The organism is Acidisoma sibiricum (assembly GCF_057837225.1).
Window position 1 is genome coordinate 3,620,138 of the sequence record NZ_CM174445.1, and the last position, 14,883, is coordinate 3,635,020.

The window sequence follows — 14,883 nt, forward strand, 5'->3', positions numbered from 1 at the left end:
GGCTCAGCGCATCCGCGCGAGCCGGGCCTCGATCGCCATCACGACGAGGCTGATGGCGCCGACCAGCACGACATAGACGATCGCCGCACCGGCCAGCGGTTCCAGCACGCGCAGGCTCTGGAAGCGGATGACATTGGCCGTGCCCAGCACGTCGAAGATTGTAATTGTCGAGACCAGAACGGTCGATTTCAGGAGAAGGATCAGCTCGCTGCCAAAGGTCGGCAGCGTGATCATCAAAGCCCGCGGCAGCACGATGCGCATGAAGGTGGTGAAGGGTGACAGGCCCAAAGCGGCCGCAGCCTCGCGCTCACCCCGCGGCACGCCGTCCAAACCACCACGCAGAATGACCGCGACATAGGCGGTTTCGTTGATGATGAGGGCGGCGACCCCATACCAGAAGGCATCGCGCAGATAGGGTGACGCCCAGCTATGGCGCATCCATCGCGCGGGGATGAGCGATCCAAGCCCGTAATAGATGAAATATATCTGCACCAGCATCGGGGTGCCGCGGATGACCAGGCTATAGGCCTGGGCTGGCCATTTGGCCAAGGCGCGGCCGCCCAGAGCCAGCGCCAAGGGCACGCCGAGGATCGCGCTGCCGAGGGCGGCAATCGCCGTCAGCTCCAGCGTGATCGGGATCGCCGCGATCAACTGCGGCATCACCTGGGTCAGAAAGAACTGGCCGTCGAAATTCATGCGCTATGCAATCCGCGCCGGCTGCGGATATGCAGCGCATTCAGGATGAGCATGGAGACAGCGCTGATAAGCAGGAAGCACAGCGCGGCCAGCGCATAGAACAGGATATACTGCTTGGTCGCGGCGGCAGCTAGGCTGCTCACCTTCAGCACATCGGCGAAGGCGCCGACGATGCTGATGAGAGAGGAATCCTTGGTCGCGTTCAGCCAGACATTGCCCAGTGCAGGCAGCGCGTGACGCATCACCTGCGGCCCCAGAACGCGCGTCCAGCGCACGCGCCAGGACAGGCCCAGCGCCAGCGCCGCATCGCTTTGGCCGCGCGGCAAGGCGAGCACGCCGGCGCGCAGAATTTCCGTCACATAGGCGCCTTGGATGAAGCCGAGCGATATGACCGCAACCAGAAACGGACTGAACGCAAAGTCGCTTTTGACCAGGCCGATGGACGCGGCCAGGCCCGAAATGGCGCCCGCCAGCACATAGAAGGCAATCAGCAGCAGGAGCAGTTCCGGCAGCGCGCGGACGATGATGGTGTAGAGCGTCCCCAGCCAGCGCAGCGCCCGCCAGGACGACAGTTTTGCGCTCGCCCCCAGAACGCCGAAGATCAGACCGATGCCATAGGAACAGACGGAGATTTCCAGCGTCAGCAGGATACCAGCTGCGAACTGGCTGCCGTAGCCCCCCATCATGCTGTCGAGCCCGCTCAATGGCTGCGCAGGATCTGGGCCAGGAAGCGCCGCAGACGGTCGGTCGAGGGCGCCGCGAACAGTGCGTCCGGCGGCCCGCTTTCCACGATCTCGCCGCCATCCATGAAGATGACCCGATCAGCCACCTGCCGCGCGAAGCCCATTTCATGCGTCACGCAGAGCATGGTCATGCCCGAATCTGCCAGTTCCACCATGGTATCCAGCACTTCGCGGACCATTTCGGGGTCAAGCGCGGATGTCGGCTCATCGAACAGCATGACGCGCGGCTGCATGCACAGCGCGCGCGCAATGGCGACCCGCTGCTGCTGGCCGCCGGACAGCTGGCTTGGATATTTCCTGGCCTGTTCGGGGATTTTCACGCGGCCGAGATAGTCCATCGCCAATGCCTCAGCCTCAGCGCGCTTCATGCCGCGTACCGACATCGGCGCCAGGATGCAATTCTGCAGCACGGTCAGATGGGGAAACAGATTGAAAGACTGGAAGACCATGCCGACATCGCGGCGAATGCGTTTCAGCGAGCTTGCGTCGCGCGTCAGTGCAATGCCGTCGACTACGATGCGGCCGGATTGATAGCGCTCCAGCCCGTTGATGCAGCGGATCATGGTCGACTTGCCCGAGCCTGACGGGCCACAGATTACCACCCGCTCCCCCTGCCTGACACCCAGCGAAAAATTGCGCAGAACGTGATTGGTGCCGAAGGCGATGTTCACCCCCTCCAGCACCACCGCGCACTGATCGGATGCCGTCACAATTCCGCGCCCAGCACGATGGGGGAGCCATCGCTGAAGCGGTTGACGCGAAATGCCGTGGGGTCGACCGAGGGCGTGTCTCCCAGAGCGATTTCAGCGGCGAGCTTGCCGGCAGCGGGGCCGATGCCAAACCCGTGGCCTGAAAAGCCGGTCGCGATCACCAGACCTGGGAAAGCCTCCGTGCCCCCAATATAGGGCACGATGTCGGGCGTCACATCGATATAGCCGCCCCATTCCTGCACCACCGGTACTTCGCGGAAGGCGGGATAGAGCTTGCGCATCGCTTCCAGCGCGATGGCGTTCAGCGCCTTGTTGGGCGCGGGGTCGAGCACGCGAACTTTCTCAAAAGGACTTTCGCGGTCCAGCGCCCAGCGCCGCGGCGTCGTGAACTCAAAGCGCGAGAGATCGTTGACGCGCAGGCGAAGGTTTTTACCCTCGTTTTTCACGCTCGGCCAAAACTCCTTCATATAGCGAAAGGAATCCGGTACGACCGGCGTGACATGGCCGCTGCCATGGGCGATGCTATAGCCGCCGTCACGGCGGCGACGGTAGCCGATATCGCCCATCCAGGTGCAGGGGCCGGGACCCTCCGCAACGGGTGCGGTGCGCAGCACCGAAGACAGCGTCTTGATTTGCGGCAAACGAATGCCGAGGCTGGCACAGAACAGGCTGGACCAGGCGCCGCCGGCCAGGATGACGGCGTCGCAGGCAATCGTGCCGCGTTCGGTGACGACAGCGCTGACCCGGCCGCCGGTCTTTTCCAGCCCGCGCACGGCACAATGGGCGAGGATCGTCGCACCCTTGGCCTGGGCCGCGCGGGCAATGGCAGGCGCCGCCTTCTGCGGCTCGGCACAGCCGTCGCTCGGCACATGCAGGCCGCTGCGGAATTTCTGGGACGCGCCCGGCATCAGCGCTTCCATCTCAGCGCCCCGCACCATGCGGGCACCGATCTGATAGGGCGCTGCCATATCCAGCCATTGGGCAAAGCTGCGCTCGTCATCTTCGTCTTCCGCGACATAGAGCACGCCGCATTCGCGGAAGCCGGTTTCGGCTTCGATCTGGCGATCCAGCCCGCGCCACAGGCGCAGGCTTTCCACGATCAGCGGCATCTCACGGGCGTCGCGCCCGGCCTGGCGCACCCAGCCCCAGTTCCGGCTCGATTGCTCGCCCGCGATATGCCCCTTTTCGCACAGCACGACCGACACGCCACGGCTGGCGAGCGTGAAGGCAGCCGAGGTCCCGATGATGCCACCGCCGATCACGACCACGCTGGCGCGCGACGGCAGAACCTCATCTGAGGTCACAGAATCAACATAGGGACCCATCGCTCTACTCTCTCATCCGTCGCCGTCTCGCGGCCGTGGCTTGGACGCGTCTCAGGGTTTGATGATCGCGCCCTTAAGCACCGGGTATTTCGCCGTGATCGAATCCCAGGTGCCATCCTTAACAACCGCGATGATCGCCGCAGAAACCTTATCGCGCAACGCCGTATCGCCCTTGCGCAGGCCGCCGCCGACGCCATAGCCCAGAATGTCATTGCCGGGGCAGGTGGTCTTGACGACGAAGTCCGGGTTCTTGGCCAGGAAGACCGCGAAGGTGCTGATGCCTTCCTGCGCATAGTCGATGCGGCCATTGGCGAGGTCAGCCAGCACATTGTCCTCGGTGTCATAGGTCTTCACCTGGACCGAGGGCGGGGCCGATTTCAGATAGGCCGAGAAAATCGTGCCCGGCTGCACGCCGATGACCTTGCCCTTGAAGCTGGCAAGATTGCCGCAATCGACCGGCGTTGTGTCATCCTTGGGACCGATCATGACGATCGGCGAATTGTAGTACATCGTCGTGAAGTCGATGACCTTGCGGCGCTCGCCGTTGATGGTCATGGACGCCCAGATCATGTCGATCTGCTTCTGTTGCAGCGACGGGATAAGCCCATCCCAGGCGATTTCCTTGGTCTTGCATTCGGTCTTCATCTCCGCGCAGACCGCATGCAGCAGATCAAGCTCCCAGCCGACCCACTTGCCGTCCGACCCCTTGGAATAGAAGGGCGGGTAGGACTCGTCATCCAGCCCGACGGTGATGGTATCGGCATGCGCCGGCGCCGCGATCGTGGCCGAAAGGCTCGCAAAGCCAAAGAGCGGTGCCGCCGTCAGCAGCAGACGCAGGAAGCGTTTCATGGATGATTGGTCCTGTTGCAAAAAGTGGAAGACTAAGGGTGAGACCGCATCAGGCGGCGGTGGGCGCCGGCACCGGCTCCGCGCGCAGACGCTGGGACAGGGCGTGGATATGGCGCACGCCGATGCCACAACAGCCGCCGATGATGGAAGCGCCGGCCGCGACCCACTGATCGGCCCAGTCACCGTAGCGGGCGCTGTCCAGATCGTGGCGGATGTCGGCGATCGTCTCGTTCGCCTTCTCGTCGTCATGCGCCTCGAAAGCATTAGCATAGACGCCGATCGGGATTTGCACGCCGTGCTCGGCGAAGACCGCCGCGGCGACGCGCACCGCCGGCGCCATCACCTCCGGCCGGCTGCAATTGAACAGCAGCGTGGCGATACCGGCCTGCGCCGCCCAGTCTGCCGCGTCACGCACCGTCTCGCCGGAACGCAGACGCGGCTGCGCCGCATGGGGTTCGGTGCCTGGCACCTCGGGTCCGTCTTCCAGGGTGAAGGACATCCAAACCGGGCGGCTGTCGCCGGCCACAGCCTGCATCACAGCCTGAGCCTCGGCGATGCTGGAGAGCGTTTCACCCAGCCAGAGATCGACACCGGCGCGAAGGCCGGTGACGAGAACGGAGAGATAGTCCTGCGCGCGCGTGGCATCGAACAGATCCGGCCGGTAGGAGCCGAAGATGGGCGGCAGAGAGCCTGCCACACGTACTGCACGGCCCGGCTGCGCCGCATTGACCGCATCCGCCGCCTGCCGCGCGACCTGGGCGGCGCGTGCGGCCAGCATCGGTGCCTCGGTACGGAAGCGCTCTTCCCCGATATGAAAGGGCACCAGCGCGTAGCTGTTGGTGGTGATCACATCGGCGCCGGCGCTCGCGAATTCGCGGTGCACCTGCTCGACCAGGGCGGGCGTTTCAATCAGGGCGAGGGCGGACCACTCGGGCTGGCGGAACGGGGCTCCGATCCGCTGCAATTCGCGGCTCATGCCGCCATCCAGAATAATCATGCTACTCAATCCCTCGAACGGCCGGGAACGCTACAGGCGACAGGCTGCATGAAATCCGCAAATTTTTCGGAAATGCGCTCATAAATACCCCTGCGTCGCGCTATGACGCGAAAATATCTCGATAAAGCACCATTTTTCATCGGCCATTGCGGTCTGGCCACTCCCCCGACCTCACGATCATGCTATGGCTGCCGCCTGCCGATTGCCCTGCAGGCGGCCACCGCCCCTGACCCCTTGCCAACGGAGAGATGATGTCCGAACCGCTGGATTCCTTCGACCGCAAGATCCTCACGATCATGCAGGAAGACTGCCAGATGAAGGCGGAACTGATCGCCGAAAAGGTCGGACTATCAACCTCGGCTGTGCAGCGGCGCATCAAGCGCCTGCGGCAGGACAAGATCATCACAGCGGAGATCGCGGTCGTGGACCGCAAGGCGACCGGAAAGCTGATGACCTTCCTGGTCGGGCTTGAGATCGAGCGCGAAAACTACGTCGCCCTCGCCCGCTTCCGCGCCTGGGCGGACAAGCAGACGGAAATCCAGCAGGCCTATTACGTGACCGGCCTCGTCGACGTCATCCTCATCATCGTCGCCGAGGATGTGGAGGCATTCGACGCTGTCTCGGCGCGCATCATGGCGCATAACCCCCAGGTCCGGCGTATGAATACCAATGTCGTGCTGAACATCCTCAAACTCGGCCTCGCCGTGCCGGTTGAAACGACGGACTGAAGTCGCCTTCTATCGACCGTCGCCCGCGCATGCCAGGCACAAAAAAAGGGGCACCTTGCGGTGCCCCTTTCCGTCAATCCCGCGTCGGGATCAATAGTAACGGTAGTAGCCATGCGGATGAGCATGGTCCTGGTAATAGTGACGATGATGGTAATGATGATGGTCATGATAGTAATCGGCCTGAGCCGCAGAGACTGATATAGCTCCCGCGCCCGCAACACCAAGAACCATCAGCAACCACCGAAGATTTTGCGCAATAAACTTCATACTTCTTCTCCCATAAAATCCTGAGAACCAGTGTGAATTCTGCGTTCATCAGCTGGGATGGTATGTGAGGTGAAAATCGATTGGTTCAACCCCGCAATGCGTCACAGCAACACTGTGTCACGCAATGCCTCTCTCCTGACACAACACCGCGGCGATGATGGGGCACCCGGCGTCCTGAGGTCGGGATTGACCCCGGACAAGGCGCTAGCTGAGGCCGGGGGCCATGCGGTCTCGCGGCGAAACAGCCAAACTCTGCCCGGCGCTTACGATTACGATGCGGTCACGGCCACTGCGCTTGGCCTGGTACAGCGCTTCATCGGCTGCGGTCAGCACTGCCGCCGGTGCGGGCTGCGCGGCGCCGTCCAGCGCAGGCTCCGCCACCGCCACGCCCATGCTGATGGTCACAATGCCGTCAGGCTGCGCCTGATGCGGCAGGCGCAAATCCCGCACTGCACGACGCAGACCTTCGGCAAGGCTCTGGGCCGCTGTCAGATCAAGCCCGCTGGCCAGGGCGACGAACTCTTCTCCGCCATAGCGATAGACCGACTCGCCGGGCGGCGTCATGGCCGCCTGCATCGCGGCCTCAAGCGCCTGCGCGATCCGGCGCAGACACGCATCCCCCTGCGGATGACCGTAGAGGTCATTGTAGGATTTGAAATGATCGACATCCATCATGATGACAGCCAGCGTCCGGCGCCGGCGATAAGCCTCGGCCATCAGCACGGGCAAGCTGTCATCGAAGGCGCGGCGATTCTCGATGCCGGTCACCGCATCCAGCAATGCGGCCTGCCGATAGCGACGTAAGGTCTGTTCCCGCACCAGCACGATAAAGCCGATCGCCAGCAGCAGGGTCGTGACGAGTGAGACGAGATCGGTCTCTGCAAGACCGCGCAGCGTGAGCAGATCGGCGCGCGGACCCGGCGGGTCGACAAGATTGATCATCGCCCAAGTGCCATAGACGCCAGCCTGCGCCACCAGAAGACCGGCCATATAGAATCGCAGAAACGTATAGGCCCGCGCAAAAATCCAAATCTCGCGGGCGGCCAGCAGAAAGAACCCGCCCAAAACGACATTGGCGATGACGATCCGCGGACCCAGCCCACCCAGCAGGGGCACGGCCGGCAGCGAACACCACAGCAGCAGAGGCACGGGCAGCACCGCCGGCCAAACCTGCGCGGCCCGCAATCGCCGGCAGGCAAACCACAGACAGACGGCGCCACTTTCGATCAGCCCATTGCTGAGAACAAGCGACAGCGGCTCGGCCAGGACGAAGCGGGCAGCAATGCCGATGCCAACGTTTACCGTGGCACCAAACATCCACAGCAGCGGCTCCTCCCGCCGTGATTGTGTCCAGGCCACCAGGTAGCTCACGCTTACCAGCAGAATGATCAGGAGATGCGTGACGAGGATTGTGACGGGGTCCAGCACCATTGGCTAGCCATCGCCCCGGCAGGCCATCGAGCGCAGACTCGCAAGGTCAGTGATGATCATAGTATCGCCCTTTGGCTTGTCGGGCTCGTCCGATCAAGCAATCGGCAGGGCTGCTACCACTGAATCTGCGTTCCCAATCCAAAAAGCTGCGACTGGAGGTCATTATGCTCGGTGCCGGCAGCGCCGGTTGCAAAGTCATAGCCACCCTGCTGGCGCGTACCGTACAGATAATCCGCGAACAGGTTAACCCCGGGCACCAGCGTATAAGTCACGCCGGCGGCGAGACCGTTATTCTGCTGCTGGCCGGTGGTGAGCCCGGAGGAGGTGATGGTGGCACCCGAGCCGGAGTCGATGCCGCCCGGCAGATCGCCGGTCTGGTTGAAACGGTAGAAGCTGGCACCGACCACGACCGGGCCCACCGTATATTGCGCGCCCGCCATCCAGCCAATCGCCTTGCTGCCGCCATCGGGCTCCAGCTGGAAGGTGAAGCCGTCGGCCATGTTGAAGGCACCGGCCACCGCATTGCCGCCGACGGTCAGGCCGCCAATGGTGGCCGTCGCACCGCCGGTAAAGATGCTCATATTCTTGTAGCCGGTGACGCCCGCGCTATTGCCGGTATTCGCAACCTGGCCGGCGGTCGTGTAATCGGCGCCGACCTGGAGGCCGACAGGACCGATCGTATTGGTATACTGACCACCAACATCGATCATATTGTGCGGCATGCCGCCCGCAATCGGGGTGGCCGAGGACGTCACCGCCGGGGCATAATTCGCAGCCGTCTGGTTCGGCGTGAAGCCCACGGCGAATTGGAAGCCTGACAGCGCCGGCGACAGATAGACGATCTTGTTGCTCGCCTGGTCATAGGCCGAGCCGCTGTCCGGGAAGGGATAGACCGGCTGCGCCGACGACGGGATCATCCCCTCGATATCGCCATTCCAGCCGCCGTCGTTGAAGCCTTCAAAGAATCCGGTCTCGGTCAGAACCGAGGGCCCGTTCTGCTGACCGAAACTGATCTGGCCCAGTTTCGGCAGACCGAGATAGCCGTAGGCCTGGAAGACATACAGCGTCTCTGCGCCGGCCGACGACCCGCTATTGGTGCGGATTTCGGCAGCGGCACCGTAGTGCAGACCATTGGCCGCAACACCGCTCAGGTTTGGATAAAGGCGCAGATAGCCGAGAAAGCTTGTGGTCGCGGTCTTCGTTCCCGCGACATTGTCCAAAGAGGATGCCTCAACTCCGGCGTACCAGTTCACCCGTCCATTCAGACGCACGACCGCCTGACCGGGGGCAAGATCGGTGACCGGCGTGGCCTGCGCCCAGGCTGGCGCCACGCGCCCAAGCCCAGCGGTCAGGATGACGGCAGCCAAGCTGCCGAGCCATAAGCCACGCATAGTCCTCTCCTTTTACGCCTCTGTCAGGCTGCGCATGGCGCGCTGAGTGGCGGCCGCAGGACCCAGGATAGGCGGGCAGGCTTTAAAGCTCAGTGTCGCTAATACCACAAGAGAAGCCTCTGCTCGGGACACCGGCTTGGGACGCAGAGCTTATTGCAGTCTGCGATCATGTCTCGTCTACAGCAAGCCAGCCGCAATATTGACCGTCAGTGCCAGGATGACGGTATTGAAGGTAAAGCCGACAAATCCATGCAATGTCGCCAGCCGCCGGATTTTCCGCGCGGTAATGTCGACATCCGATACCTGGAACGTCATGCCCAGAACCATTGCAAAATAGACAAAGTCGAAATAGTCCGGCTCCGGTTCGTGTGGAAAATCGAGACCGCCGTCCATAGCCTCGCTGCCGTCCGAATAGGAGTAGAATTCGTGCGCATAGCGCAGCGCGAAGATGAGCTGCATGGTCAGCCAGGACAGCAGCAGCGTGAGGATGACCAGACCCAGATGGTAGGCCTTGGTCTCGCCTTTCAGGCTGCTGATATTCTTGAATTCGATGACGACCACGAAGACGCTGGCGACGATCGCGGCCAGCGATATGGCAAAGACCGTCCATTCGCCGCTCTCCTGCGCCTTGGCGCGCGCAGGCATGTCGATCGGCGATGTGCGAATCATGGTGATGACCCAGAGAACAATCAGCACCAGCGCGCCCACATCCCAGCCCAGAATAAACTGCCCGTCGCCGCCCGCCCGGGTTTTGATGGCCACGCCCGGCAGAAGGAAGGCCGCCACAAGCCCGGCCAGCACCGCGACAATAAGCTGAATGCGACTTGTGAGGAAAAGCGGGAGACGCTGCATAATGTCCTGCGGCTGGTCGGAATCACGGTCATAAGTGTCCCCTGCCGCGGCCAGCGCAAGCCCGGCTTGCGCGAGATCGCAGTCTCTGCGACTGCAAGCCGATAACGATCCGGGAAATTCAGAATGTCGCCGTCCCAAGGCCTCTCCCCCGCACCGCTACCCGGCTGGACCGGGCGGCCCACGCATCGCCGCTGGCTGCAGGCCCAGGCGGACGCGCTTCTGCGCCAGTTTGAATTCACCTCCATCGATCCAACGGGCGGCTTTTTTGATCTCGACATCGCCGGGCAGCCCCGGCGGGAGACGCCGATCCGCGAATTGGTGACGACGACCCGCGTCACCCACTGCTTTGCGATCGCCCATATGATGGGCTGGCCGGGGGCGGACAGCCTGGTGCGGCACGGGCTGGCGGCACTGTGGGATTTGCACCGCGATACCGTCCATGGCGGCTATTGCTGGCAGGCCGGTCCCGGTGCGGATGACAGCAAGCAGGCCTATGGCCATGCTTTCGTCCTGCTCGCTGCGAGCACCGCAAAAATGGCGGGTTTTCCTGAGGCCGACGCCATCCTGGCCGATGTCACCGCGGTCCTGAACACACGCTTCTGGGAAAGCGCCCACGGTGCGACGGCCGAGGAATTCGCGGCCGATTGGAGCCCGATCAGTGCCTATCGCGGGCAGAATGCCAATATGCACCTGACCGAAGCTCTGATGGCTGCCTTCGAGGCGACCGGCACACGCGATTATCTGATGAAGGCCGAGAGCATCGCCGATCTGATCATCAACCGCCTCGCCCGCAGCCATGACTGGCATGTGATCGAGCATTTCGACAGCGCCTGGCGCCCCGATTTCACCTATCGCGGCTCCGATATGTTTCGCCCTCAGGGCACCACGCCGGGCCACGCGCTGGAATGGTCGCGACTGATCGCGCAGCTGCATATTCTCGGCGACCGCCAGACCGGCTGGATGCCGGAAGCGGCGGCAGGTCTGTTCCATCGGGCGGTGAGTGATGGCTGGGACCCATCCAGCGGCGGCTTCTACTATACGTTGGACTACGCCAATGCGCCGCTGATCCGGGATCGCCTCTGGTGGCCCTGCTGCGAGGGCTCGGCCGCCGCCGCCTTCCTCGGGCAGATCAGCGGCGACGACTTTTATGAATCCTGGTACCGCCGCATCTGGGATTGGACAGCACAGCACGTCGCAGACCCGGTGCATGGCGGCTGGCATCCAGAACTGGATGACAGCCTGACGCCGCGCCCACGTTTCTTCACCGGCAAACCCGATATCTACCACTTGCTGCAAAGCTTTCTGATTCCCCTCTACCCGGCAGAAGGCAGTCTGGGAGAGATGGTGCGCCGCCTGGGCTGATCTGCGGCTGCAGGAAAAGCGCTGTCCTGCCAGCAGCGCTTTTCATGGCAAAATATTATCAAATCGTGACGATATCGTTTTAGAAATGTTCAGGCGCCCCGCCTGATTGAATGCCATGGCACGGCCCGGTCGGCGCTTGCACTCACGCCCATGGCTGCGGCCGGCTAAAGGTCCCCGGCCGCAGCCCCAAGCTCGCGGAAAATTGCCCTAAGTCAATGCTCAAACCGCTTGCTTTGGCTCGAATGACAAGACACTAACGCAGGCTGTGGAACCTCACCGGCCTTCGTCTCAACTTGTGCTTGGCAATCGGATCGGCCGGGAAATAATGTGTATCCTCCTCGTCGAAGATGAATGGCTTATTCGGACGATCATGGCCGAAGAACTGGTCGAAGCGGGCTTCGATGTGAAATCCTATGAAACGGGCGATGAGGCTATGGCCGAACTGTCCCCCACTACGCCGAATTTCGACGTGCTGGTGACGGACATCCATATGCCGGGCCAGACCGATGGCATCGCCCTGGCCCAGTCGGTGCGTGCGCGCTATCCGAGCGTGCCGATTATCTACACGACAGGTCGTCCCGATGCGCTGGCGCGCGCCCATGTCAGCGGCGACAATGTCGTGACGCTGGTCAAGCCCTATAAGCCGAGCCGGCTGGTCGAGGCGATCCGCAACCTGCTGCCCTGAACCGGTCCTAGGCCTGCCTCACAGCACCGCGAGCACAGCGTCAGACGGCGCGACCCAGCCGAAGATCCCGCCCTGAGCGCGGATCATGGCCAAGGCGGCGGCATGAAATTCTGGGAAATACGAGCCGGTACAGTCTGACAGAACCAGACAGTCAAAGCCGCGGTCATTGGCTTCCCGCACCGTGGTATGGACGCAGACCTCGGTGGTCACGCCCGCGACAATCAGCCTGTCGATGCCCCGTCCGCGCAGGATGGCTTCCAGATCGGTCGCGAAAAACGCGCCCTTGCCCGGCTTGTCGACGATCGGCTCACCGGCGATAGGCGCCAGTTCAGCGATGATGTCATGCCCCGCCTCGCCGCGCACCAGGATGCGGCCCATCGGCCCCGCATCGCCGATCTTGGTGGGGAAATTGCCGCGGCGATGCTTCGCGGGCGAAAGATCGGAGAGATCAGGGCGATGCCCCTCCCGCGTATGGACCACCACCATGCCGGCCCTGCGCGCGGCAGCCAAAACGGCGGCGGTCGGCGCAATCGCGGTCCGCAACAGGCCGACATCATTGCCCAGGGCTTCGCCGAAGCCGCCGGGCTCCAGAAAATCACGCTGCATGTCGATGATGACAAGCGCAGTCTTGGCGGGGATCAGCGGGAATACATAAGGTTCGGCAGCGACGGAGTGTGTCTCGGCTACAGGGCTCACGTCGCGCCTTCCATCCTATCGGTCGGCCGAGACTAGCGACCGCCCCGGGGGGATGCAATCCAGCCACCCCGGGGCGGCGGCCGTCTGCGTCAGTCGTAGAAGCCGGGCGCCTGGGTGAAGCTCGGCCAGGCATCCGGGTCATGCCCGGTCACGACCTTCGCGTTCAGCCGTTCGGCGAGGGCGCGCAGCTTGCGGACGGAACGCACGGTATCGACGGTGGAGGCCAGGAAACCGGGCAGCGACTTTTCGTTCCAATGGTCCAGCGTATAGGCGGCGTCGATCGTCAGCAGGATATTGCCGGAATTCGGCAAGGAAACCACAAAGGACTGGTGCCCCGGCGCGTGGCCCGGCGTGAAGACCGTTTTCAGAACGCCATCGCCGTAAAGGTCGAAATGGTCGTCCTCATGACCGTTGAGAAATTCCCATTTCAGTCCCGGCCGGTCGAAATCCTTCCGAATATAGCCGCCGGCCGCGAACCAGTCCGGCGTATAGGCGTATTCATATTCCGCGCGCTGCACGATATGCGTCGCATTGGGAAAGCGGCCGATGGCACCCGTATGGTCCAAATGCAAATGGGACTGCACAACATAGCGCACATCCTCTGCCTTGATCCCCATTTCAGCCAGCTTGGCGACGCACCCGTCGCTCGTCTGCATCACCGGCCAATAGACCTGGGTTATGCCCTCGCCCCACCAGCCGACCGGGTCGGTCGCGCATTCCACGGCATTGCCGCCGTCAATGACGATATGGCCTTTTGGATGCGTGATCAAAAACCAGGGTACGGGAATGGCATAGTCCGCCCCGTTGCCCTCGTTCATCTTGATGTTATGGACTTTGCATTTGAGAATGCCGGACTGAAACATATAGAGCCGGATATCCGTCATCACGCGTTCCTCGTTTTTTATTGTGTCACTCTGGCAGAAGGCGTGCGAAGCGTCAGAAGGCTTCGCGGTACAAAGCCAGCGCGTCGGCCTCGGTCACTTCGACCGGATTGTTGACCAGAAGACGCGACTGCTTCATGGCGTCTGACGCCAGCAGGGCCAGGGCATTGTCGGTGACGCCGACATCGCGCAGTCGCCGCGGCGCGCCACTTTCATTCATCAGCCGTTCCATCTCATCGACGAAATCCTGAGACCGCACGGTGGTATCGCGCCCGGCACGCGCGCCCAGCAGCACGTCCGACAGCTCGGCATAAAGCGGGGCGGCCGCGGCCATATTGAAGCGCAGCACCGGTCCCAGCATCAGCGCGTTCGAGAGCCCGTGCGGCACGTGATAATGCCCACCCAGCGGATAGGCCAGCGCATGCACGGCCGCGACCGGACTATTGGCAAAGGCCTGCCCGGCAAGCGTCGCGCCCAGCAGCATCGCTTCGCGCGCTGCGCGGTCGCTGCCATTCCGACAGGCAGCGATCAGATTGCCGCCCAGCAGCCGCAGCGCCTCGCGCGCCAGCGCATCCGACAGCGGGTTCTTCTTGAACTTGCTCGTATAGGCTTCGATCGCATGCACCATGGCGTCGATCCCGGTCGCCGCTGTATGCACGACCGGCAGGCCCACCGTCAGCGCGGCATCGAGCAATGCGAGGTCACCGTAGAGCTGCGACGAGACGACGCCCATCTTGGTCGTCTCGCCCGTGGTGATGATGGCGATATTGGTCACTTCCGAGCCGGTTCCCGCCGTCGTCGGGATCAGCACCAGCGGCAGGCGCGATCCCGTCACTTTGCCAATGCCATACATGTCAGCCAAGGGCTGGTCCGACCCCACCAGCACGGCACAGAGCTTGGCGATGTCGAGCGAAGAGCCACCGCCCAAACCCACCACCAGTTCGGCGCCTGCGGCGCGCGCCTGTTCGACGCAGGCATCGACGATCGCCTCGGGCGGGTCGGCGACGACGCCATCGAACACCGTGACGGCAAAACCCGCCTCCGCCAGACTGGCCAGCGCCGGCTCGGCCAGTCCTGCCCGGCGCACGCCGCCATCCGTCACCAGCATGAGGCGCCGCGCCGCAAAGCGCCGCGCCAGCACCTCACCCAACCGTCGCGCGCCATCCCACTCGACGAGGATCGCGGGTACGGTCTGGAATTCAAAGGGATTGATGGATGCGGACATGTCTACCTCCCGTCGGTCTCTATCCGGGAAGGGTCGCAACCCCGT

15 protein-coding genes are annotated in these 14,883 nt (G+C 63.0%); 3 read left to right on the plus strand and 12 right to left on the minus strand.

Going from position 1 to position 14,883, the window contains the following annotated elements:
* Positions 1-3: 3 nt before the first annotated feature.
* The 6 genes from AC3G7M_RS17200 to AC3G7M_RS17225 form a co-directional block, all read right to left on the minus strand.
* Positions 4-696, minus strand: coding sequence for an ABC transporter permease (locus AC3G7M_RS17200; RefSeq protein ID WP_489213351.1), 693 nt, complete (start codon positions 694-696; stop codon positions 4-6).
* Entirely contained in the window at positions 693-1,400 is a 708-nt protein-coding gene (locus tag AC3G7M_RS17205) for an ABC transporter permease (RefSeq protein ID WP_489213352.1), read from the minus strand. Before AC3G7M_RS17205 ends, AC3G7M_RS17200 begins: the two co-directional genes overlap by 4 nt.
* Positions 1,397-2,149: an amino acid ABC transporter ATP-binding protein gene (locus AC3G7M_RS17210; RefSeq protein ID WP_489213353.1), complete on the minus strand. Its 753-nt coding sequence runs from the start codon at positions 2,147-2,149 to the stop codon at positions 1,397-1,399. The genes AC3G7M_RS17205 and AC3G7M_RS17210 overlap by 4 nt, the downstream gene beginning before the upstream one ends.
* The gene (locus AC3G7M_RS17215) at positions 2,146-3,453 is read right to left on the minus strand and encodes an NAD(P)/FAD-dependent oxidoreductase (protein ID WP_489213354.1); all 1,308 of its coding nucleotides are present in this window, start codon (positions 3,451-3,453) and stop codon (positions 2,146-2,148) included. Before AC3G7M_RS17215 ends, AC3G7M_RS17210 begins: the two co-directional genes overlap by 4 nt.
* Positions 3,454-3,525: 72 nt before the next feature.
* A complete protein-coding gene (locus AC3G7M_RS17220) occupies positions 3,526-4,323 on the minus strand; it encodes a transporter substrate-binding domain-containing protein (protein ID WP_489213355.1) in 798 nt (265 codons plus the stop codon).
* A 49-nt stretch (positions 4,324-4,372) separates the two neighbouring features.
* Positions 4,373-5,320 (minus strand): homocysteine S-methyltransferase family protein, encoded by a 948-nt coding sequence (locus AC3G7M_RS17225; RefSeq protein WP_489213356.1) that lies wholly within the window; start codon positions 5,318-5,320, stop codon positions 4,373-4,375.
* A gap of 248 nt (positions 5,321-5,568) precedes the next feature.
* Between AC3G7M_RS17225 and AC3G7M_RS17230 the strand changes: the two genes are divergently transcribed.
* Positions 5,569-6,048, plus strand: coding sequence for an Lrp/AsnC family transcriptional regulator (locus tag AC3G7M_RS17230; protein ID WP_489213357.1), 480 nt, complete (start codon positions 5,569-5,571; stop codon positions 6,046-6,048).
* Positions 6,049-6,519: 471 nt separating this feature from the next.
* Here AC3G7M_RS17230 and AC3G7M_RS17235 read toward each other — a convergent pair whose 3' ends face one another.
* The 3 genes from AC3G7M_RS17235 to AC3G7M_RS17245 form a co-directional block, all read right to left on the minus strand.
* Complete coding sequence (locus tag AC3G7M_RS17235) at positions 6,520-7,746, minus strand: GGDEF domain-containing protein (protein WP_489213358.1); 1,227 nt, start codon at positions 7,744-7,746, stop codon at positions 6,520-6,522.
* 113 nt (positions 7,747-7,859) lie between these two features.
* Positions 7,860-9,137 (minus strand): porin, encoded by a 1,278-nt coding sequence (locus AC3G7M_RS17240; RefSeq protein WP_489213359.1) that lies wholly within the window; start codon positions 9,135-9,137, stop codon positions 7,860-7,862.
* A gap of 177 nt (positions 9,138-9,314) precedes the next feature.
* Entirely contained in the window at positions 9,315-9,989 is a 675-nt protein-coding gene (locus AC3G7M_RS17245) for a DUF1345 domain-containing protein (protein ID WP_489213360.1), read from the minus strand.
* 123 nt (positions 9,990-10,112) lie between these two features.
* On the opposite strand from AC3G7M_RS17245, the gene AC3G7M_RS17250 reads away from it, so the two are divergent.
* Both AC3G7M_RS17250 and AC3G7M_RS17255 read left to right on the plus strand, forming a co-directional pair.
* Entirely contained in the window at positions 10,113-11,351 is a 1,239-nt protein-coding gene (locus AC3G7M_RS17250) for an AGE family epimerase/isomerase (protein ID WP_489213361.1), read from the plus strand.
* 370 nt (positions 11,352-11,721) lie between these two features.
* Positions 11,722-12,036: a response regulator gene (locus tag AC3G7M_RS17255; protein ID WP_489213362.1), complete on the plus strand. Its 315-nt coding sequence runs from the start codon at positions 11,722-11,724 to the stop codon at positions 12,034-12,036.
* Between the two features lie 18 nt (positions 12,037-12,054).
* On the opposite strand, the gene AC3G7M_RS17260 is transcribed toward AC3G7M_RS17255, so the two are convergent.
* The 3 genes from AC3G7M_RS17260 to AC3G7M_RS17270 all read right to left on the minus strand — a co-directional run bounded on the left by AC3G7M_RS17260 (position 12,055) and on the right by AC3G7M_RS17270 (position 14,838).
* Complete coding sequence (locus AC3G7M_RS17260) at positions 12,055-12,732, minus strand: cysteine hydrolase family protein (protein ID WP_489213363.1); 678 nt, start codon at positions 12,730-12,732, stop codon at positions 12,055-12,057.
* An 89-nt stretch (positions 12,733-12,821) separates the two neighbouring features.
* Complete coding sequence (gene attM, locus AC3G7M_RS17265; protein ID WP_489213364.1) at positions 12,822-13,616, minus strand: AttM family quorum-quenching N-acyl homoserine lactonase; 795 nt, start codon at positions 13,614-13,616, stop codon at positions 12,822-12,824.
* A gap of 52 nt (positions 13,617-13,668) precedes the next feature.
* Positions 13,669-14,838 (minus strand): iron-containing alcohol dehydrogenase, encoded by a 1,170-nt coding sequence (locus AC3G7M_RS17270; RefSeq protein ID WP_489213365.1) that lies wholly within the window; start codon positions 14,836-14,838, stop codon positions 13,669-13,671.
* Positions 14,839-14,883: the final 45 nt, after the last annotated feature.